Genomic DNA, 17,598 nt, shown 5'->3' with positions numbered 1-17,598 from the left:
ATACCGCGCTTCATCCGCAAAGGTAAAGCCGGCAGAATGCCAGCCATACCCTCGCTATCCAGGAGACCTTCCATGAGCATTCCTTCTTTCGGCGCCGGCACCTTCCGCCTGACCGGCCAGACCGTCATCGACTCGGTCCGCAACGCCCTGGACGTGGGTTACCGCGCCATCGACACCGCGCAGATCTACGGCAACGAAGCCGAGGTCGGCCAGGCCGTGGCCCAGAGCGGCATCCAGCGCGGCGATCTCTTCCTGACCACCAAGATCTGGACGGACAACTACGCCAAGGACAAGCTGGTGCCCAGCCTGCGCGCCAGCCTGGACAAGCTGCGCACGGACTACGTCGACCTGACCCTGATCCACTGGCCGGCGCCGGGCAACGGCATCGCGTTGAGCGAGACGCTGGCGGCGCTGGCCGAGGCCAAGGCACTGGGCCTGACCCGCCAGATCGGCATCTCCAACTTCAACATCGCGCTGACCAGGCAAGCCATCGAGCTGCTCGGCAAGGGCGAGATCGCCACCAACCAGATCGAGCTCAGCCCCTACCTGCAGAACCGCAAGCTGGCCGCGTTCCTGAAGGAGCAAGGCATCACCGTGACCTCGTACATGACGCTGGCCTACGGCAAGGTGCTGAAGGATCCGGTGCTGGCCGCGATCGCCGCCAGGCACCAGGCCACCGTGGCGCAGGTCGCGCTGGCCTGGGCGCTGCAACTCGGCTATGCGGTGATCCCCTCTTCCACCAAGCGCGAGAACCTGGCCAGCAATCTGCTTGCCCGCGACCTGAAGCTCGATGCCGGCGACATGGCGCAGATCGCCGCGTTGGAGCGCAATGGCCGCGAGGTCGATCCGCAGGGCCTCGCGCCCGAGTGGGACTGACCGCAAGGCCCGCATGCGGGGGGCTTGCCGGCGCGATTGCGCGAACGTTCACATATACAATTGAGGCCATTTTCTTTCCCAGCCTCATGCAGAACGTCGCCACCCCGTCATCTCGACAACCGGGCACCCGGGACGTCCGCGTCCTGGCCCGCGGACTCACGATACTCTCCGCCTTCGAGCCGGAGAACGGCTGGTTGACCAATTCCGAACTGGCCGCGCTTACCGGCCTGCCCAAGCCCACCGTCTCGCGGCTGACCTCCAACCTGCTGGACGCAGGCTACCTGGAGTATTCGGCGCAGCGGGCCGCCTACCGCCTGGGAATGCCGGTGCTCGCGCTGGGCTTCGCCGCGGCCACTCACAGCGATTTCGTCGTGCTGGCAAGGCCGCTGATGCAGCAGTTCGCCGACGAGCACCGCGTCTCGGTGGTCCTGGCCTCGGCCAATGCCAGCAGCATGGTGTGCAACGAGGTCACCCATGGCCGGGAAATGCTGTTCACCTTGAGAGTCCGCGCGGGCTCGCGCCTGCGCATCGACCGTTCGGCGCTGGGCAGGGCGCTGGTAGGCGCCATGGGCGACGCCGAGCGTCTGGCCTTTCTCGAGAAGTTGAGGCTTGCCGATCCCCCGGCCTGGGAATCCCTGAGCCGGGAAGTGCCTCATGCCGTCGCCCAGATGGCCAGCCAGGGATATTGCGTGGCGGCGGGGACGCTGGAGGCGGGAACCAACGGCGTGGCGCTCGTGATCGACACCCCCGAGGGACCGCACACCTATGCGCTGGGCTGCGCCGCGCCCTCGAACGCGCTGGCCCTGCCGCGGCTGAAGCAGGAAGTCGCCCCAGGACTGCTGGCGCTCAAGGCCAGGCTCGAGGCCGAGCTCAGCGCCGGCCAGTCGGAGTAGGCATGGTCAGGACCCGCCAGCCGGCCCTCGAATCGCCGCAGACCGCCGACACCCAGGTCGATTCGCTCCGTCGGGGGCTGGAGATCCTCCGGCTGTTCGACGTCCGCCACCGCCGGCTGTCGCTGGACGATATCTCGAGCAGGCTCGGGCTGACGCGAACGACCACGGACAAGCTCGTCCAGACCCTGCTGAACCATCATTTCCTGCAATCGCTGGGCAACGACGTCTACCAGCCGCATATCGCCTGCCTGTCGCTGGGACGCGCGGTCAAGCGCCGCCTGCCCACCGCCCAGGCGGCGCGACCGCTCATGCTCGAGTTGTCCCAGCGGTACGGGGTCCACGTGACCCTGACCACGCGCGACCGGCTGCACATGCTGGTGGTCGAGCACTGCGTCCCCTCGGGCAAGGTCCGCCTGGGGCTGACGACCGGATCCCGTTTCTCCATGATCTCGTCCGCGTCCGGACGCGCCTACCTCTGGGGCCAGCCCGAGGAGCAACGCCGCATGCTGCTGGCCCAGATCGAGGACGAGGCCGGCCCGGCCGCGCAGCGGCAGATCGCCGACACTCGCACGGCCTTCCAGGAATTGGACAGGAACGGCTGGTGCTACCTGGCCTCGCCGGTCGCCAACCAGACCGCTTCCATCGCCACGCCGGTGCACGCCGGTACCGCCGTGGAGTTCGCCCTGGCGGCCATGGCGGTGGGCGCCAGCCTGACGGAAAAAGACCTGCGCCAGCAGGTGGCGCCCGAACTCTTCGCCGTCGCCCAGCGCATCGCGCTCACCAAGGACGCTGGCCGCTAGGGCCCCGTCCGGCGCCCCTCGTCCAGCGAACCCAGCGCGTCGCGTACCGCCTGGAGGTGTTCCTCGGAGACGTGGGCAATGGCCTGGAACGCGGCCACGACGTCCAGGTGGGTCGCCAGCGTATGCCGCTCCGCGTCGCGCAGCAGGCGCTTGTTCATGCGCATGGCCTGCGGCGGATGCCGGGCGATGCGGCGAGCCAGGCCGTCGGCCCGCGCGCGCAATTCGTCGTCGGGCACGACGTCGGACACCAGGCCGATGCGCAAGGCTTCATCGGCATCGATGGGATCGGCCGTGAATGCCAGCTCCATGGCCTTGGACCGGCCGACCAGGCGCGGCAGCATCCACGCCCCGCCATCCCCCGCGACGATGCCCAGCCGCGCGAAGCTGACCGAGAAGCGCGCGCTTCGCGCCGCGATGCGCACGTCGCAGAAGCAGGCCAGATCGCAGCCCGCGCCATAGGCCGGCCCGTTGACCGCGGCGATGACCGGGATCTCGGTCTCGCTCAGGGCCAGCGGCACCTGATGCACCGTGTCCCGGTAGCGCGCCTGTATCTGGGCCACGGAGCCGGCCGAGAACATTTCGCGCCGCGCCATCTGCCTGAGGTCCCCGCCCGCGCAGAATGCCCTGCCCTGCCCCGTGATGACGAGCACGCGCGCGGCCGGATCGGCCTGGGCACGACGAATCTGTCCGGCCAGCTCCAGGAACTGGTCCGTGCTGGAAAAACGGTTCAGCGTCTCGGGATGATTGAGCGTCAGCGTGACGATACCGTCCCGTTCCTCGCGCTGGACGAAGCTCTCGCCCGCGGCCATGGCTAGGCTCCGATCCAGCGCGGCGGGCGTTTCTCGGCGAAAGCGCGCGGGCCTTCGATGGCATCCGCGCTGGCATAGACCCGTTCGTGGAATTTGCAGGCCGCCTCGAAGCCCCGGTCGCACCCCAGGTCCATCGCCGCTCCCACGCTTTTCTTGGCGGCCCAGACGGTCAGCGGCGCGTTGTCGGCGATGGTGCGGGCCACCGCCTGTGCCCGCTCGCGCACCGCGGCGGGCGTCGCCTCTACATAGTTGACGAACCCCAATTGGTGGAAACGTTCGATGGGATGCATGTCGCCCGTCATCATCATCTCCAGCAGGAAGGGCTGAGGCAGCATCCACAGCATGGGCACGCCCCACGGCGAACCCCGCCCCACCTTGGCCTCGGAGATGCCTCCCCGCGTTCCCTGCAAGCCGACCCGGATGTCGCTGTTGGCCGCCAGCACCATGCCGCCCGCGGTGAAGTGGCCGGTCATGGCGGCGATGATGGGCTTGGACACCCGCCGCATGCGCTGGTGGAAGGGATCGCGCAGCAGCTCCAGCATGTCCTTGCCCGATTCCGCGCGCACCCTCGCCGCTTCTTTCAGGTCCATGCCGGCCGAGAACGTCCCGCAGTCGGCCGAGGTCAGCACGACCGCGCGGACGGACTCGTCGCGGTCGACCTCGTCCCAGAGATCCAGCAGCCGCTCGCACACCTCGATCGACAGCGCATTGCGCTGGCCGGGCCGATTGATGCGGATCGTGGCGATGCCTGAGGCCAGCGTGTACTGCACGGGGGCTTCGGTGGATGTCGTCATGTCAGGCCTCCTGGACACGAAAAGACGGCTCGAAAGAGTGCTGCCATACCCGCCGCTCACTCGGGCTGGATGTCGGCGGCCTTGGTTAGCCTGGCGTAGTGCCGGCTTTCCTTGGCGATGTACTTGCCGAACTCGGCCGGCGCCATCGGCGGCAGCAGTTCATAGCCCACGCCGTCCACCTGCTTGCGCAGTTCGGGTTGTTCGAGCACGGCGCGGATCTCGCGATTGAGCCGGTCGATGATCTCGGGCGAAGTCCCCGTGGGCGCGAACAGGCCGTTCCAGTTCCCGATCTCGAAACCCGGCAGCACCTCCTTCATGGCAGGCACGCCCGGCAGCTTGGCCGAGCGGTCCGGCGTGATGGCCAGCGCCTTGAGCTTGCCCGAGGTCATGTAGGAAAGACCGGTCGAGAAATCGATGAACATCATCTGCGTCTGCCCGCCCAGCAGCTCGGCGATGGCCTGGCCGTAGGCCTTGTACGGGATGGCCTCGATCTGCGTCTTCGTCATCACGCGAAAGGTGCTGCCGGTGATGCGCGTGGTGCTGTTGGCGTAGGGGAAGGACAGCTTGCCGGGATGCGCCTTGGCATATTCGATCAACTCGGCGACCGAGTTGACCGGTACCGACGGATTGACCACCAGCGCATGCGGCACGCCGCCCACGATGGCCACCGGCGCGAAATCCTTCAGGCCGTCATAGGACACCTTCTTGAAGAAATACTGGTTCGCCACCTGGGTCGTGTTGGTGCCGAACAGCAAGGTATAGCCGTCCGGTTGCGCGCGCGCGACGTACTCGCTGCCTATCATGCCGGTGGCGCCCGGCCGGTTCTGGACCACCATGGACTGCCCCAGGCGCTTGCCCAGGGCCTCGGCCACGACACGCGCCACGGCGTCGGTCGGGCTGCCCGCGGCGAACGGCACCACGATGGTGACCGGCTTGTCGGGATAGGCGGCGCGGGCCGCCGGCAGCCCTTGCGCGGCAAGGACCAGGACGCACAGGCCGATCGAAGGCAAGGTTTTCATCATTTGTCTCCCGCAAGGGTGGAATCGTTGGGCCGGGTCTTGACCATGCGCAGCGGCGAGTAGGTCAGCACGGTCTCGCCCCGTTGGTTGACCACGCGGTTGGCGGTGCGCACCAGGCCGCGATCGGCCTTGCTGGTCGCCCTGGCCTCGATCACTTCGCATTCGACATGGATGGTGTCGCCGGCATTGGTGGGCTTGTGCACCTTGATGTCCGCCTCCATGAAGGCCATGCCCGTGCGCTGCATCGTGCTCTGCATCAGCAGGCCTTCGGCCATGCAGAAGACCAGCGAACCGGGCGCCGGGCGCGACCCGATGATGGACTGCGAGGCGATGTAGTCCAGATTGGTGAACATTTCCTCCACCATGCCCACGGTTCCGATGAACAGGGTGATGTCCGCCTCGGTGATGGTCCTTCCCAGGGTCCGGAAGCGATAACCGACCTCGACGTCGTCCCAATAGAAACCCATGCCCAGGACCTCCAGCCCGTTGGCGTCGGTCGTGATGGCTTTGCGCATGTCCTTCTCCTCCTCGTTCCCTGAATGTTTTCCTGGTCAAAGCACGCCGGCCTGCCGCAATGCCGCTAGCTGCTCGGGCGTCACGCCCACCGACCGCAGTACCTCGTCGGTATGCTGGCCCAGCATGGGCGGCGCGCTTCCCGGCTCCAGCGGCGTGGCCGAGAAGCGCATGGGATTGCGCACCGTCGGCACCCTGCCATAGCGCGGATGCCGCACCTCGGCGCGCATGCCGCGCGCGACGACGTGCTCGTCGGCGAACACCTGGTCCATGCCGTTGATGGGCCCGCCCGGGACCTGCGCGCGTTCGAGCAGCGACGTCCAGTCGGACAGGGTGCGCGAACGCGTGAGCGGCACCAGCCACGCATCCAGCTCCGCACGATTGCGCACCCGGTCCGCGATGGTCGCGAAGCGGGAATCGGTCCCGACCTCGGCCTGCCCCACCGCCTCGCACAGGCGGCGGAACTGCGTGTCGTTGCCGACGGCGAGCACCAGATGGCCGTCCGCCGCCGGATAGACCGCATACGGCGCGATGTTGGGATGGCCGCTGCCCATGCGCTGCGGCACGCGGCCGCTGACCAGGTAGTTCATCGACTGGTTCACCAGCGAGCCGACCATGCAGTCCAGCAGGCTGATGTCGATGTGCTGGCCGCCGTGGCCCCGGTCCCTGTGCTGCACCGCGGCCAGGATGGCGGTGGTGGCGTACATGCCGGCCAGCAGGTCGGCCACCGCCACTCCTGCCCGCTGCGGCCCGCCGCCGGGCAGGTCATCGCGCTCACCCGTCACGCTCATGAGGCCGCCCATGCCCTGGATCAGGTAGTCGTAGCCCGCGCGGTCCTTGTATGGCCCGGTTTGGCCGAATCCGGTCACCGAGCAATAGACCAGCCCCGGATTGATCTCGCGCAGCGAGTCGTAGTCCAGCCCGTATTTCTTCAGCGCGCCGACCTTGTAGTTCTCCACGAACACGTCGGCGCCTCGCGCCAGCTCCCGGACGATCCGCTGGCCGCGCGGGTCGGAGAAATCGATGGCGACGGACTTCTTGCCGCGGTTGCAACTCATGAAATAAGCGGCATCGCCCTCTTCCCCCGTATGCTCGTCGGTCAGGAACGGCGGCCCCATCTGCCGCGTATCGTCGCCGGCGCCGGGTTTTTCTATCTTGATGACTTCCGCCCCCAGGTCCGCCAGGTTCTGCGTGGCCCAGGGGCCTGCCAGGATGCGGGAAAGGTCCACGACTCGAAGATGGCTCAACGGCTTGTTCATGGTGGTCTCGATGCTGCCGGCGCCCGCCGGCTCGGAATGGAAGGTCATGGCGCGGCGTCGTAATCGACCTCGACGATGAGATCGCCCTCGCGGACGCTCTCTCCCGGCGCATGGCGCAGGGCCCGAACGGTGCCGGCCCCGTGGGCGGCGATGGCGTGTTCCATCTTCATCGCCTCGATGATGGCCAGCGTGTCGCCCGGCAAGACCCGATCGCCCGGCCGCAGCGGCAGGGCCGCGATGACGCCGGACATCGGCGCGATGGCCAGGCGGTCCGGCCTGGCGCCGTCCTGTTCGCGGGTACTGCGGGGGCGCACGGTGTAGTGGTCGCCGTCCACCAGCACATGCCAGCCGGATTCGGCCGGGCAGGCCTCCCAGCCGTGCGGGCCTACCCGCCCCCCCAACCCCGACGCGTCGCGCAAGACGCGCGACGCCTTGCCGGCCGCCTCCACGTCCACGCCCGGGCCGTCGGCCGCCACGAAGCCGGCCGCGACCGGCTCCTGGTCCAGCTCGAAATGCATCCTCCCCAGCGGCGTTCCGGCATCCAGGCAATGCCGGTCCATCGTTCCCTGCCCGGCGCCTGGAAGCCAGGGCGAGCCTGGCCTGGCCGCCGCGGGAAAGTGCAGCGCGGCGCCCACCGCCACCGCGGCCTCGCGGCTGCGCGGCGACTGCAGGTCCTTGCGCTCGTCCAGGTAGCGCGTGTGAACGTGTCCGGACCTGACCGCCGGATCGTCCAGGACCCGCGCCAGGTAACCCACGTTGGTGGTGATGCCCAGCAGCACGGTGTCGCCCAGCCCCGCCCTGAGCGCATGCAGCGCGGCCTGGCGGTCGCCGGCGTGGGCGATGATCTTGGCCACCATGGGGTCGTAGAAAGGCGGCACTTCTCCCGAGCCATCCAGTGCCGTGTCCACCCGCAGGCCCGCGGGCCATCGCGCGCGCGCCACCGTGCCCGGCGACGGGCGGAAGTCGTGCGCGGGATCCTCGGCGTAGACACGCGCCTCGATGGCATGGCCCCGGCATGCGATGGCGGATTGCGCCAGCGGCAAGGGCTCGCCCGCCGCCACCCGCAGTTGCCACTCCACCAGGTCCAGGCCGGTGACGGCCTCCGTGACGGGATGCTCGACCTGCAGGCGCGTGTTCACCTCCAGGAAGTAGCACTGGAGATCGCGGCCGACGATGAACTCGAAGGTCCCGGCATTGCGATAGTTCAAGCTGCGCGCGCCCTGCAGCGCCGCCTCCAGCAGGCGCAGGCGCGCCTCGGCGGGCAGGCCCGGCGCGGGCGCCTCTTCCACGACTTTCTGGTGGCGGCGCTGGAGCGAACACTCGCGCTCGAAAAGATGCACCACGTCGCCCCGGCCGTCGCCGAATATCTGCACCTCGATGTGGCGCGGCTCGTCGATGTAGCGCTCGACGATCATGCGGCCATCGCCGAAGCTGCTGCGCGCCACCCGGATCGCGGACTCGATCGCCTGCGCCAAGCCTTCATGGCGCGCGATGACCCGCATGCCCTTGCCGCCGCCCCCCGCCGACGGCTTGAGCAATACCGGCAGGTCGATGGCGCGCACCAGCGCCTCGATCTGCCCGGGGTCGTCGCTGGCCTCGTCGGTCCCCGGCACCACGGGAACGCCGGCCGCGCGCATCAGCGCCTTGGCCCGCGCCTTGTCTCCCAGCATGGCAATGGTCTCGGGCGCGGGGCCGATGAACACCAGTCCCGCGCGCTCGACGGCGGCCGCGAACTCGCTGTTCTCGGACAGGAAACCGTAGCCGGGATGCACGGCCTGGCATTGCGTGCGCACGGCCGCCTCGACCAGCCTGGCGCCGTGCAGATAGCTGTCGCCGGCCGGACCCGGCCCCAGGCAGACCGTTTCCACCGCGCCGTCCAGGTGGGCCGCGGCGGCATCGGCTTCGGAATGGACGGCCACGTACTCGATGCCCAGGCGCCGGCACGTGCGCGCGATGCGCCGGGCGATCTCGCCCCGGTTCGCGATCAGGATTCTTTTCCACATGGCCTACATCCTGAACACGCCGAAGCGTGTCGATTCCCGGGGACTGCCCGCCGCCAGCGCGAGGCCCAGCGTCAACCACGCGCGGGTGTCGGCCGGTTCGATCACGCTGTCCACCCACAGACGGGAAGCCGCGTACAGGGCCGTGCTCTCGGCGTCGTAGGCGGCCCGTACCGGCGCCTTGAACGCCTCGGCCTCCTCGGCGGAAAACGCCTTGCCCTGGCGCGCCAGTTGCTCGGCCCGCACCAGGGCCAGCACGGTGGCGGCCTGCTCGCCCCCCATCACCGACGTCCTCGCGTTCGGCCACATCGCCATCAGGCGCGGGCCGAAGGCACGCCCGCACATCGCATAGGCGCCGGCGCCGTAGCTTCCGCCTATGACCACGCTGAACTTGGGCACGCGGGCGGTCGCGACGGCGTTGACCATCTTGGCGCCGTCCTTGGCGATGCCTCCCTGCTCATACTGCACGCCAACCATGAAGCCGCTGATGTTGTGCAGGAACACCAGCGGGATGTTGTCCTGGCAGCACAGTTCGATGAAGTTGGCGGCCTTCTGCGCGCTCTGGCCGAACAGCACGCCGTCATTGGCCAGGACGCCGACCGGATACCCGCCTATCGCGCCCGTGCCGCACACCAGGCTGGCGCCGTAGCGTTCCCGGTAGGCGACGAATTCGCTGCCGTCCAGCAGCCGCGCCAGCACGTCGCGGACAGGGATGGCCTGCTTGGGGTTGGCGGGAATCAGCCCGGGCAGCTCGGCCGGATCATGGCGCGGTGGGACCGGGACACGCGGCGGCGCCGGCAAGGAGGCGGCCTGGCCGCGCGCCATGATGTCCCGTACCAGCGTCAGCGCGTGCAGTTCGTCATGGGCGAAATGATCGGCGACGCCGGACAGGCGCGTATGGATGTCGGCACCACCCAGCGCCTGCGCATCGACCAGTTCGCCGGTGGCCGCCTGCACCAGTTGCGGCCCGCCCAGGTAGATGGTGCCGGCCTGATCGACGATGACGGTCTCGTCGCACATCGCCGGTATGTAGGCGCCCCCCGCCGTGCACGCGCCCAGCACGGCCGCGACCTGCTTCAGGCCCAGGGCGGACATCTCGGCGATGTTGCGGAAGATCTTTCCGAAGTGGTGCTCGTCGGGAAAGATGTCCCCCTGCAGCGGCAGGTAGGCGCCGCCGGAATCGACCAGATAGACGCACGGCAGGCCGTTCTCGCGGGCGATGGCCTGCGCCCGCAACTGCTTCTTGATGGTGAGCGGATAGTAGGTGCCGCCCTTGACCGTGGCATCGTTGGCCATGATCACGCAGGCGCGGCCGGCCACCATCCCGACCCCGGTGATCATGCCCGCGCCCGGCGACTGACCGTCGTACAGGCCCTCGGCCGCCAGTTGCCCGATTTCCAGGAACGGCGTCCCGGGATCCAGCAGGGTATTGATCCGTTCGCGCGGCAGCAACTTGCCGCGCGCAAGATGCGTCTGGCGCGCGCGTTCGCCGCCGCCCTCGATCGCGCGCCGGCGCGCGGCATCCAGCGGCGCGCGAAGTTCGGCGTAGGCCGCGGCGTTGGCGGCGAACTCCTTGCCGTCTGTGCGTGTACGGGAAGACAGGATGGCCATGGCGAACGATCGTCAGGAAAGGTTCTCGGCGCCGCGCACCGGCAGGCGCATCAAGGCATAGCCCAGCGACTTGCCGGTCTGGTCCAGCCGCAGGGTGCGCGTGGCGCCACCCCCGAGCGCATGGCGCATGACCACCACCACCGCGCCGATGTTGTCCATGGGATGGCACTCCACCTCGCCCTGCACCCAGTCGCCATAGAGCCGCTTCACATCGGCCGGCGTCACGCTGGCGCGCAGCCACGCATATTCCCTCGGGCCGCGCGCGACCAGGCCCACGGAGCAGACATCTCCCTTGTCCCCGGAGCGCACGTAGGCGATATCTTTCACTTGCAGCGTCATCGGCATGCTCCTCAAGCCACCAGGATCTCGGTCTTCTGTTCGACGGCGTCGCGCGGGATGAGCGTCGGCCACAGCGCGATGACGGGACGCGGCTTCATCGGCGTGCCGAACGAAGTGCCCCCCGGCCCCATGATCCACAGATTCGTCCCGGCGCGCCGCACCTTGTCGGCTTCCTCCTGGGTCTGCGTGCGCACCGCGCAGCGCAGGCCCACCTCGGGCAGTTCGTTGGCCCATTCCCGGCCGGGAAACGCCGCCGCGGGCCCGTGCAGGGTGTTCAGGCCGACGAGATCGAAATGCACCTGGTCGGCCGCCAGGCCCATCCGCTCGAAACGCTCGAGCAGGGTCTCGCGGGCCTTCATCGCGCGGTCGTAGGCGTTGGGCCACGGGAAAAAGGCCATCGTCTCTCCTATCCAGCCGTCCTGGTAGCCCACCACCATCTTCCACAACTCGGGCGCGGGCTCTCCCCGCATGCCGCTGACGCGCACGCGGTCCTGGCCTTGGTCATCCAGCCTGAGGGATGTGAAGTCGGCCACCGCGTCGGGCATCAGATAGCGCCGCGGATCGCCAATTTCGTAGACCAGGTGTTCCTTGACCGTCCACTGATCGACCCGGCCCCCGCTGCCCGCCAGCTTGGTCACGGTGGCATCCCCGGTTTCGTCCACTTCCAGTATGGGGAATCCGACCCGCCCCATGTGCGGCATTTCCAGGAACCGGGACGACATGCCGCCCGAGCAGCCCGCCGCGCACTCGACGATGTGCCCCAGCGTCACCGCCGCGGCATACCGATGCACGTGCGCCGCGTCGCGACGCCAGCCGAATTCGTGCGCCAACGGGCCGACATACAGCGCGTTGTCCGACACCCGTCCGGCGATGACGACGTCGGCCCCGCCGGCCAGTCCCTCGCTTATCCGCGAACTGTCGGTATAGACGTTGGCGCAGACCACGCGATCGCGTATGGCCGCGAAATCCTCATCGCCGGTATCCAGATTGCGCAGCGGCACGCCTTGCGCGATCAATGCATCGAGCTTGCCCAGCATGTCGTCGCCCTCGACCAGTGCGACGCGGGCGCCGGCCATGCCCGCCTGGCGCGCGCCCTCGGCAATCCTGCCGGCCGCGGCACGCGGATTGACGCCGCCGCCGTTGGAGACCAGGCGCGTGCCGGCCGCCCGGGCCTTGGGCAACAACGCGATCATGGCCTGCACCGCATCCGGCACGTAGCCGGCGTCGGGCCGCTTCAGCTTCTGACGCTGCAACAGCGCCATGGTCAGTTCGGCCAGATAGTCGAAGCACAGGTAGTCCAGGTTCGCCCGTTCCAGCAATTCTTCGGCGGGATCCAGGGCATCGCCCCAGAAACCCGACCCGGCACCCATCCGCACGATGCGGCCCATATCTGCCTCCGCCTTCTAATTTCATTTTGTTTTCTCTAATTTCATTATATTTTTTATCCGGCGAAGGCGTCAAGCACGAGCTGCGGAGCTTTCGGGATCGCATCGCCTGGAGAACGCGCGGCCGATGCCGCCCGATGTCCTACCGCCCGCCCCTGCCCCGGCCGTGGAACGCCCGGACCATCTCCAGGAACACCGTGGACGCGCTGGAGACGTAGCCGTCCCGGCGCCGGATGTACAAGGTCTCCACCCGCGCGAGTTCGCGTGGAATGCGGTGCAGGGAGACGCGCCCGGCCTTCGCCGCCGGCGCGGCCACTCCGCGCGGCAGCAAGGTCACGCCCACCCCGGCCGCAACGCAGCTCACGATGGCGTCGAGCGAACCGAACTCCAGCGGACGGGCGACGACGATGCCCATTGCGGCCAGCAGCGACTCGAGTCGCTGCCGATAGGAACACCCCAGCTGGAAAACGATGGTCTTCAGGTCGGGCACGCTTGCCAAGGACTTGATCGTGCGCAGGGCCGGACCGCCGACCAGCGCCAGTTCCTCGGTGAAGACGGCTTCCTGGTACAGGTCGGGATGCGTGACCGGACCGGCAACGAACGCGCCTTCCAGCCGGTATTCGACGACGTCCTGCACCAGCCGCGCGGTCGTGCCCGTGCGAAGCGACAGCCGGACCGCGGGATGGGCCTGCGCATAGGAACTGAGCACCGGCGCCAGGCGCAGCGCCGTGGTCGTCTCCAGTCCGCCCAGCGACAGGTTGCCGGCGGGCGTGCCGTCGTCCCCGGCGGCCGCCCGTATCTCGGCCGTCAACCGCGACATCCTGCCGACCAGGGGCAGGATGCGGTCTCCGGCGGGCGTGATCACCACGCCGCGGGCATGGCGTTCGAACAAGGGTACGCCCAGTTCTTCCTCCAGCGCCCGGATCCTGGCCGTGACGTTGGACTGGACGGTATGCAGCTCGGCCGCGGCCTTGTTCATGCTGCCATGCCGAGCCACGGCCTCGAAGGTTTTCAGATCAGCCAGGTCCATGCTTGCTTCCATTCCGAAGGGCGGCATGCAGCGTCATGCCAGCGCGCCGGGGCCGCCGAGACATATCTTTATTCCAGATAGCCATGATCTTATAAATTCGCTTCTTCAGATAAATGATAGCGCGTAGCCTTTTCCGGTCTGCATTACGGGAAAGGACATGGACGAGGAAGCCACCACCCTGACGATGAAGGTCGCTGGCGGCAATCGCGCGGCATGGGCCGTGCTTGCCGGCTTCTGCGCCAGCCTGGTCGGCATCGGCCTGGCCCGCTTCGCCTACACCCCTCTCCTGCCTGCCATCATCGGCGCCCGTTGGTTCGCGCCGTCCCTGGCCGCCTACCTGGGCGCGGCCAACCTGGCCGGCTATCTGGCGGGCGCGCTGGCTGGCCGGCCGCTGGCCGCCAAATGGTCGCCCGCCCCGGTCCTGCGCGGCATGATGTTGCTCGCGACGATCGCCTGCCTGGCCTGCGCGGTGCCGGTCTCTTTCGTCTGGTTCTTCGCCTGGCGCTTTCTGTCCGGACTTGCCGGCGGCGCGCTCATGGTGCTTGCCGCGCCCGCGGTGCTGCCCCTGGTGCCGCCTTCGCGCCGGGGACTCGCCGGCGGCGTCATCTTCATGGGGGTCGGCGTCGGCATCGTGCTGTCCGGAACACTGGTCCCCCTCTGGCTGCGACAAGGCATACGCGAGACCTGGCTGGGCCTGGCCGCCCTGTCCCTGTTGCTGTCCGCCCTGGCGTGGAAAGGCTGGCCCGCGCAGACGAGACCGGCCGCGGCCGAGCCCTCGCATCGCCGCCCCGCCGCACCGTCCCGCCCGCTACGTGCGTTGTACGTCGAGTATGCGCTCAACGCCGCGGGATGGGTGCCGCACATGATCTTCCTGGTCGATTTCGTGGCGCGAGGTCTCGGTCTCGGCCTGCAGGCGGGAGCGCACTACTGGGTGCTGTTCGGCATCGGCGCGAGTGCGGGCCCGGTCCTGGCCGGCATGCTGGCCGACCGGATCGGCTTCGGCCCGGCGCTGCGGGCCTCGTTTGCGCTGGAAGCAGTGGCCGTGCTCATCCCGGCACTGGGCCTGGGGGCAGCCTGGCTGGCGGCTTCCAGCGTGATCGTGGGCGCTTTCGTGACCGGCACCGTGCCGCTGGTGCTGGGCCGTGTGCACGAGTTGCTGGTCCACCACCCTACTCTGCAGGGCCCGGCCTGGCAGACCGCCACGGTGGGCTTCGCCCTGTTCCAGGCACTGGCCGCCTACGGACTGTCCTTCCTGTTCGCCCACGACGGCGGCGACTATGCCCGGCTTTTCGTCATCGGGGCCTGCGCGATGGGGTTGGCATTGATCATCGACTTGTTCGTCATCCGCTCGCCCGCAGGCCCCTGATCGAATGCCAGTACGGCTTCCGACACCCGCCGGCGCAGCCGCTCGACCGCTGCGTCGACCTTGCGAACCGACAGCAGATACTTCCACGAATGTTCCCGCAGCCATCGACCGGGCATCAGCGGCGGCGCGGTGACAGCCAGGCTCAGCGCCCAGCCGGGCGCCCAGCGCACCGCGATGCGCGGCCGCATCGCGAGCGACACGGCGGGCACGCCCACGTTGGAGGCCAGGTGCGCCAGGCCCGAGTCATTCCCGACGAAAATGCGCGCCGTTGCAAGCCAGCGAGCCAGATCGTCCAGGGATTCGTGCGAGACCAGGCGAAAGCCCTGCGCCTCGACCCATTCCCATTGCGCGTGCTCGCGGGGAGCCACCACGAAACTCGGATCGTAGCCCCGGGCCCGCAGCCGGCGGGCCAGTTTCAGGAAACGTCCGGGCAGCCATTGCTTCTGGATGTCGCTGGCCGTGGGATGGATGATCACCCGATTGCCGACGGCGGTCACGCCCACGTCGACCGGCACGACCAGGCCGTTGTCGCGCGTCAGGCCATCGAGCCCGAAGCAATGGCGGCACAGGTCCAGCTGTATGTCCACCATGGGCTTGACCTGTCGATACGTGGGCCACCTGTCCATGACCCACACTCGCGGATGCCAATCGCGCGCATCGTCCAGCACGTCGGATTCGTAGGCGTGCAGCATGACGTCGAAATGCTCGAGCCGGTTCCGCGCCTGCGCCGCATGCAGCTCGGGCTCGATGCGAAAACCGGGAAACCACTTGCGCATGGCGTGCAGGTGGCGGCTGAAGACCGTGACATCGATCCCATGGCGGACGAGATTGTTGGCGACCACCATCGAGATGAGCGTGTCGCCGATGCGCGGCGACATCACGAAGGCGACAGACCAGCCTTGCTGAATGGGATGACGGGGATGGTTGATGGCAGCCCCCTTGTGCAGTGGTACGGGTCGATGCAATCGACTCTACTCTGCCGCCCCGTACGACTTGTTTTTTATCGTAACCAAATCGTCACGGGATATTCGCAAGAGAGCGATCAATCCGCCATGCCGCCCAGTCCCAGGCGCGACCAGAGCGAGCGTTTGCGGGTGCGGTGGTTGCCGGCATAGTCGCGTTGGGTGGCTTTCATCATGTCGCCGAATGGCGACGGCGACCGATAGTCGTCGAGCGCGTAGCCCGCGGACAGCGCTTCGCGATAGCAGGCATCGAAAAGCTCGGCCAGGTCGGCCCTGGGGTGCGGCAGCACCCGGCCGTCGAACCAGTGCCGGCGGCCTTCCCGCTCCAGCCTGGGGAATGCGTATTTGTGGCTGAACTGCGTCCCCATGTCCGAATAGTGCAGGATGCGAATCGCATGAAGCGGCTTTCCCTCGCCATCGATATTGTTGTAGTCCGAGTGCATCGACTCGATCAACTCGGGATGTCCGGAGAAATAGCGCATCATGCGCTGGTGCGAATCGGGCTCGGCGCGCAGGCGCTCGATGGATGGCAGGTGGGGCCGCGCGGCGGCGCAATCCCACACCGTCACGCAAAAACGCCACGATGTCTTGCGCCCCTTGCCGGTAAGCACCTTGCCGGCGTCCAGCGGCATCCGCCAGAGTTCGGCCAGGTCGCACAGCACCACCATGTCGGTGTCCAGGTAGATGGCCCGGCCCTCGTAGCCGCAGAACGCCGGCACGCCCCAGCGGAAACCCGAGAACGGCGTGGCCCACGCCTGCGTGCGCCAGCCCCGCCCCTGCCCGGGATCGGCATGCCAGAAACTGGCCGGATCCCTCGACAGCCGCATCCACTCGATGTCGATGGGCAGCGAGCAGTGCTTGCGCGCGCTGTATTCCAGCACCATCATCTGCTCGAGATCGCAGTCGTTCGGATCGCATCCGACGAAAAGCCTGATCCTGTCTTCCATATGGTCCTCGGCATCAACTCCCGGCCAGCGCGCGCCAGTCCCGTTGCTGGAACGGGTCACCCGACAGCGCGCCATCCGGAGACAGGTTGACGATGCGCACGCCCGATTCGCGCAGCAGCGACGCCGCCCTGTTGAACGACGGCAGGATGTGGCCGGACAGGTACTGGTCGAGCGTGGTGGGAAGGCGGTCGGCGAGCGATTCGTAGAAGCGGCCCGCGGCGGCCGCGTTGCGCAGGTCCACGCCATGCAGCACGATTTCGGCGTACCCCAGCCAGGCCATGATCTGGAGAGCGGTGTAGGCCACGGTGCCGACGTCGAACACGCCCTTGCGGATGTCGCGGCTGAATCCCAGCGCGCGGTCGAGATCGAAAATAGCCAGTTCGTGCTCCGGATGTTCGCGCCGTACCTGCGCCATGGTCCGCGCCGGCAACAGCGCGCGCCGCTGGGGATTCTCGACCAGGAACAGCCGGCAGCGCAACGCCTCGGGAGGCATCCGTTGCAGGACATGCCACAGGCACAAAGGCGTGGTGAACAGCAGCAGCTCCTGCTCCACGACCCGGCGGACCAGTTCGGGACGGGCCCGCACGAAGCCCGTGTCGTTGAAGCAGTAGTAATCGAAGCGTACGGCATGACGGTCGAGCAGCGCGATGGCGCCGTTCACCCCCATCACGCCGGACAAGGACAGGCGGCCGTAGTCGATGTCATTGATCGACGGGCCGCTGGCGATGATGTGCCCCGTTCCGGACGCGCTTGCCCGGGCCACGCTCGCATTGGCCAATGGCAGTGGCCGGCGCCGGTACGAATAGCCGACCACATGGCCGTCGGCGTCGCGTTCCACCGCCACGTGCGGCCACAGGCGCTCGTTGTGGCGCTGGCCGGGACCGTGGGTGTAGCGGTACAGCAGCTTCAGCGCGGTATTGGCGAATCGGCGGGCGACGGGCATGCGGCCAATTGTTTGCCCATCGCGCACGAATGTCGAGCCGGCGTCTGTTTCT

17 protein-coding genes are annotated in these 17,598 nt (G+C 68.2%); 4 read left to right on the top strand and 13 right to left on the bottom strand.

The genetic code is table 11. The features are described 5' to 3' along the window. The first annotated feature begins 72 nt into the window (after positions 1 to 72). From dkgB to N5K27_RS23425, 3 genes are all read left to right on the top strand, one after another. Positions 73 to 876, top strand: coding sequence for a 2,5-didehydrogluconate reductase DkgB (dkgB, locus tag N5K27_RS23435; RefSeq protein WP_087840040.1), 804 nt, complete (start codon positions 73 to 75; stop codon positions 874 to 876). Between the two features lie 86 nt (positions 877 to 962). Continuing rightward, positions 963 to 1,769 carry an IclR family transcriptional regulator gene (locus N5K27_RS23430; protein WP_087840039.1) on the top strand — a complete coding sequence of 269 codons (807 nt, stop codon included), beginning with the start codon at positions 963 to 965 and terminating at the stop codon, positions 1,767 to 1,769. A 2-nt stretch (positions 1,770 to 1,771) separates the two neighbouring features. Further along, on the top strand, positions 1,772 to 2,569 hold the full coding sequence (locus tag N5K27_RS23425) for a helix-turn-helix domain-containing protein (RefSeq protein ID WP_087840038.1): 798 nt from the start codon (positions 1,772 to 1,774) through the stop codon (positions 2,567 to 2,569). Here the strand turns inward: N5K27_RS23425 and N5K27_RS23420 are convergent. From N5K27_RS23420 to N5K27_RS23375, 10 genes are all read right to left on the bottom strand, one after another. Further along, on the bottom strand, positions 2,566 to 3,378 hold the full coding sequence (locus tag N5K27_RS23420; RefSeq protein ID WP_087840037.1) for an enoyl-CoA hydratase-related protein: 813 nt from the start codon (positions 3,376 to 3,378) through the stop codon (positions 2,566 to 2,568). The genes N5K27_RS23425 and N5K27_RS23420 overlap by 4 nt on opposite strands. 2 nt (positions 3,379 to 3,380) lie before the next feature. Continuing rightward, positions 3,381 to 4,172: an enoyl-CoA hydratase/isomerase family protein gene (locus N5K27_RS23415; RefSeq protein WP_132978818.1), complete on the bottom strand. Its 792-nt coding sequence runs from the start codon at positions 4,170 to 4,172 to the stop codon at positions 3,381 to 3,383. A 56-nt stretch (positions 4,173 to 4,228) separates the two neighbouring features. Further along, positions 4,229 to 5,194, bottom strand: a complete 966-nt coding sequence (locus N5K27_RS23410; protein ID WP_279819383.1) for a tripartite tricarboxylate transporter substrate binding protein — start codon at positions 5,192 to 5,194, stop codon at positions 4,229 to 4,231. Beyond that, positions 5,191 to 5,706 carry a MaoC family dehydratase N-terminal domain-containing protein gene (locus N5K27_RS23405; protein ID WP_087840034.1) on the bottom strand — a complete coding sequence of 172 codons (516 nt, stop codon included), beginning with the start codon at positions 5,704 to 5,706 and terminating at the stop codon, positions 5,191 to 5,193. Before N5K27_RS23405 ends, N5K27_RS23410 begins: the two co-directional genes overlap by 4 nt. 36 nt (positions 5,707 to 5,742) lie before the next feature. Next, a complete protein-coding gene (locus N5K27_RS23400) occupies positions 5,743 to 7,011 on the bottom strand; it encodes a CaiB/BaiF CoA-transferase family protein (protein ID WP_243724338.1) in 1,269 nt (422 codons plus the stop codon). Beyond that, a complete protein-coding gene (locus N5K27_RS23395) occupies positions 7,008 to 8,966 on the bottom strand; it encodes a biotin carboxylase N-terminal domain-containing protein (RefSeq protein WP_087840033.1) in 1,959 nt (652 codons plus the stop codon). The genes N5K27_RS23400 and N5K27_RS23395 overlap by 4 nt, the downstream gene beginning before the upstream one ends. Positions 8,967 to 8,969: 3 nt before the next feature. Further along, positions 8,970 to 10,574, bottom strand: coding sequence for a carboxyl transferase domain-containing protein (locus tag N5K27_RS23390; RefSeq protein WP_087840032.1), 1,605 nt, complete (start codon positions 10,572 to 10,574; stop codon positions 8,970 to 8,972). 12 nt (positions 10,575 to 10,586) lie between these two features. Beyond that, the gene (locus N5K27_RS23385) at positions 10,587 to 10,913 is read right to left on the bottom strand and encodes a hypothetical protein (protein WP_087840031.1); all 327 of its coding nucleotides are present in this window, start codon (positions 10,911 to 10,913) and stop codon (positions 10,587 to 10,589) included. 11 nt (positions 10,914 to 10,924) lie between these two features. Continuing rightward, positions 10,925 to 12,301 carry an acyclic terpene utilization AtuA family protein gene (locus N5K27_RS23380; protein ID WP_279819376.1) on the bottom strand — a complete coding sequence of 459 codons (1,377 nt, stop codon included), beginning with the start codon at positions 12,299 to 12,301 and terminating at the stop codon, positions 10,925 to 10,927. Positions 12,302 to 12,440: 139 nt separating this feature from the next. Further along, positions 12,441 to 13,328: a LysR family transcriptional regulator gene (locus N5K27_RS23375; RefSeq protein WP_279819374.1), complete on the bottom strand. Its 888-nt coding sequence runs from the start codon at positions 13,326 to 13,328 to the stop codon at positions 12,441 to 12,443. 184 nt (positions 13,329 to 13,512) lie between these two features. On the opposite strand from N5K27_RS23375, the gene N5K27_RS23370 reads away from it, so the two are divergent. Next, a complete protein-coding gene (locus N5K27_RS23370; RefSeq protein ID WP_279819411.1) occupies positions 13,513 to 14,694 on the top strand; it encodes a YbfB/YjiJ family MFS transporter in 1,182 nt (393 codons plus the stop codon). Here the strand turns inward: N5K27_RS23370 and N5K27_RS23365 are convergent. From N5K27_RS23365 to N5K27_RS23355, 3 genes are all read right to left on the bottom strand, one after another. Then, positions 14,604 to 15,659: a glycosyltransferase family 9 protein gene (locus N5K27_RS23365; RefSeq protein ID WP_132978811.1), complete on the bottom strand. Its 1,056-nt coding sequence runs from the start codon at positions 15,657 to 15,659 to the stop codon at positions 14,604 to 14,606. The two genes, N5K27_RS23370 and N5K27_RS23365, sit on opposite strands and share 91 nt — an antisense overlap. Positions 15,660 to 15,736: 77 nt before the next feature. Continuing rightward, positions 15,737 to 16,603: a glycosyl transferase gene (locus N5K27_RS23360; RefSeq protein ID WP_087840027.1), complete on the bottom strand. Its 867-nt coding sequence runs from the start codon at positions 16,601 to 16,603 to the stop codon at positions 15,737 to 15,739. Positions 16,604 to 16,616: 13 nt separating this feature from the next. Further along, positions 16,617 to 17,546 (bottom strand): hypothetical protein, encoded by a 930-nt coding sequence (locus N5K27_RS23355; protein ID WP_087840026.1) that lies wholly within the window; start codon positions 17,544 to 17,546, stop codon positions 16,617 to 16,619. Positions 17,547 to 17,598: the final 52 nt, after the last annotated feature.

Origin of the sequence: Pigmentiphaga sp. GD03639 (assembly GCF_029845405.1) — a bacterium.
Taxonomy (GTDB): Bacteria; Pseudomonadota; Gammaproteobacteria; order Burkholderiales; family Burkholderiaceae_B; genus Pigmentiphaga; species Pigmentiphaga daeguensis.
The sequence above is the reverse complement of the archived record's forward strand: the minus strand, read 5'-3'. Positions and strand labels throughout refer to the sequence as shown.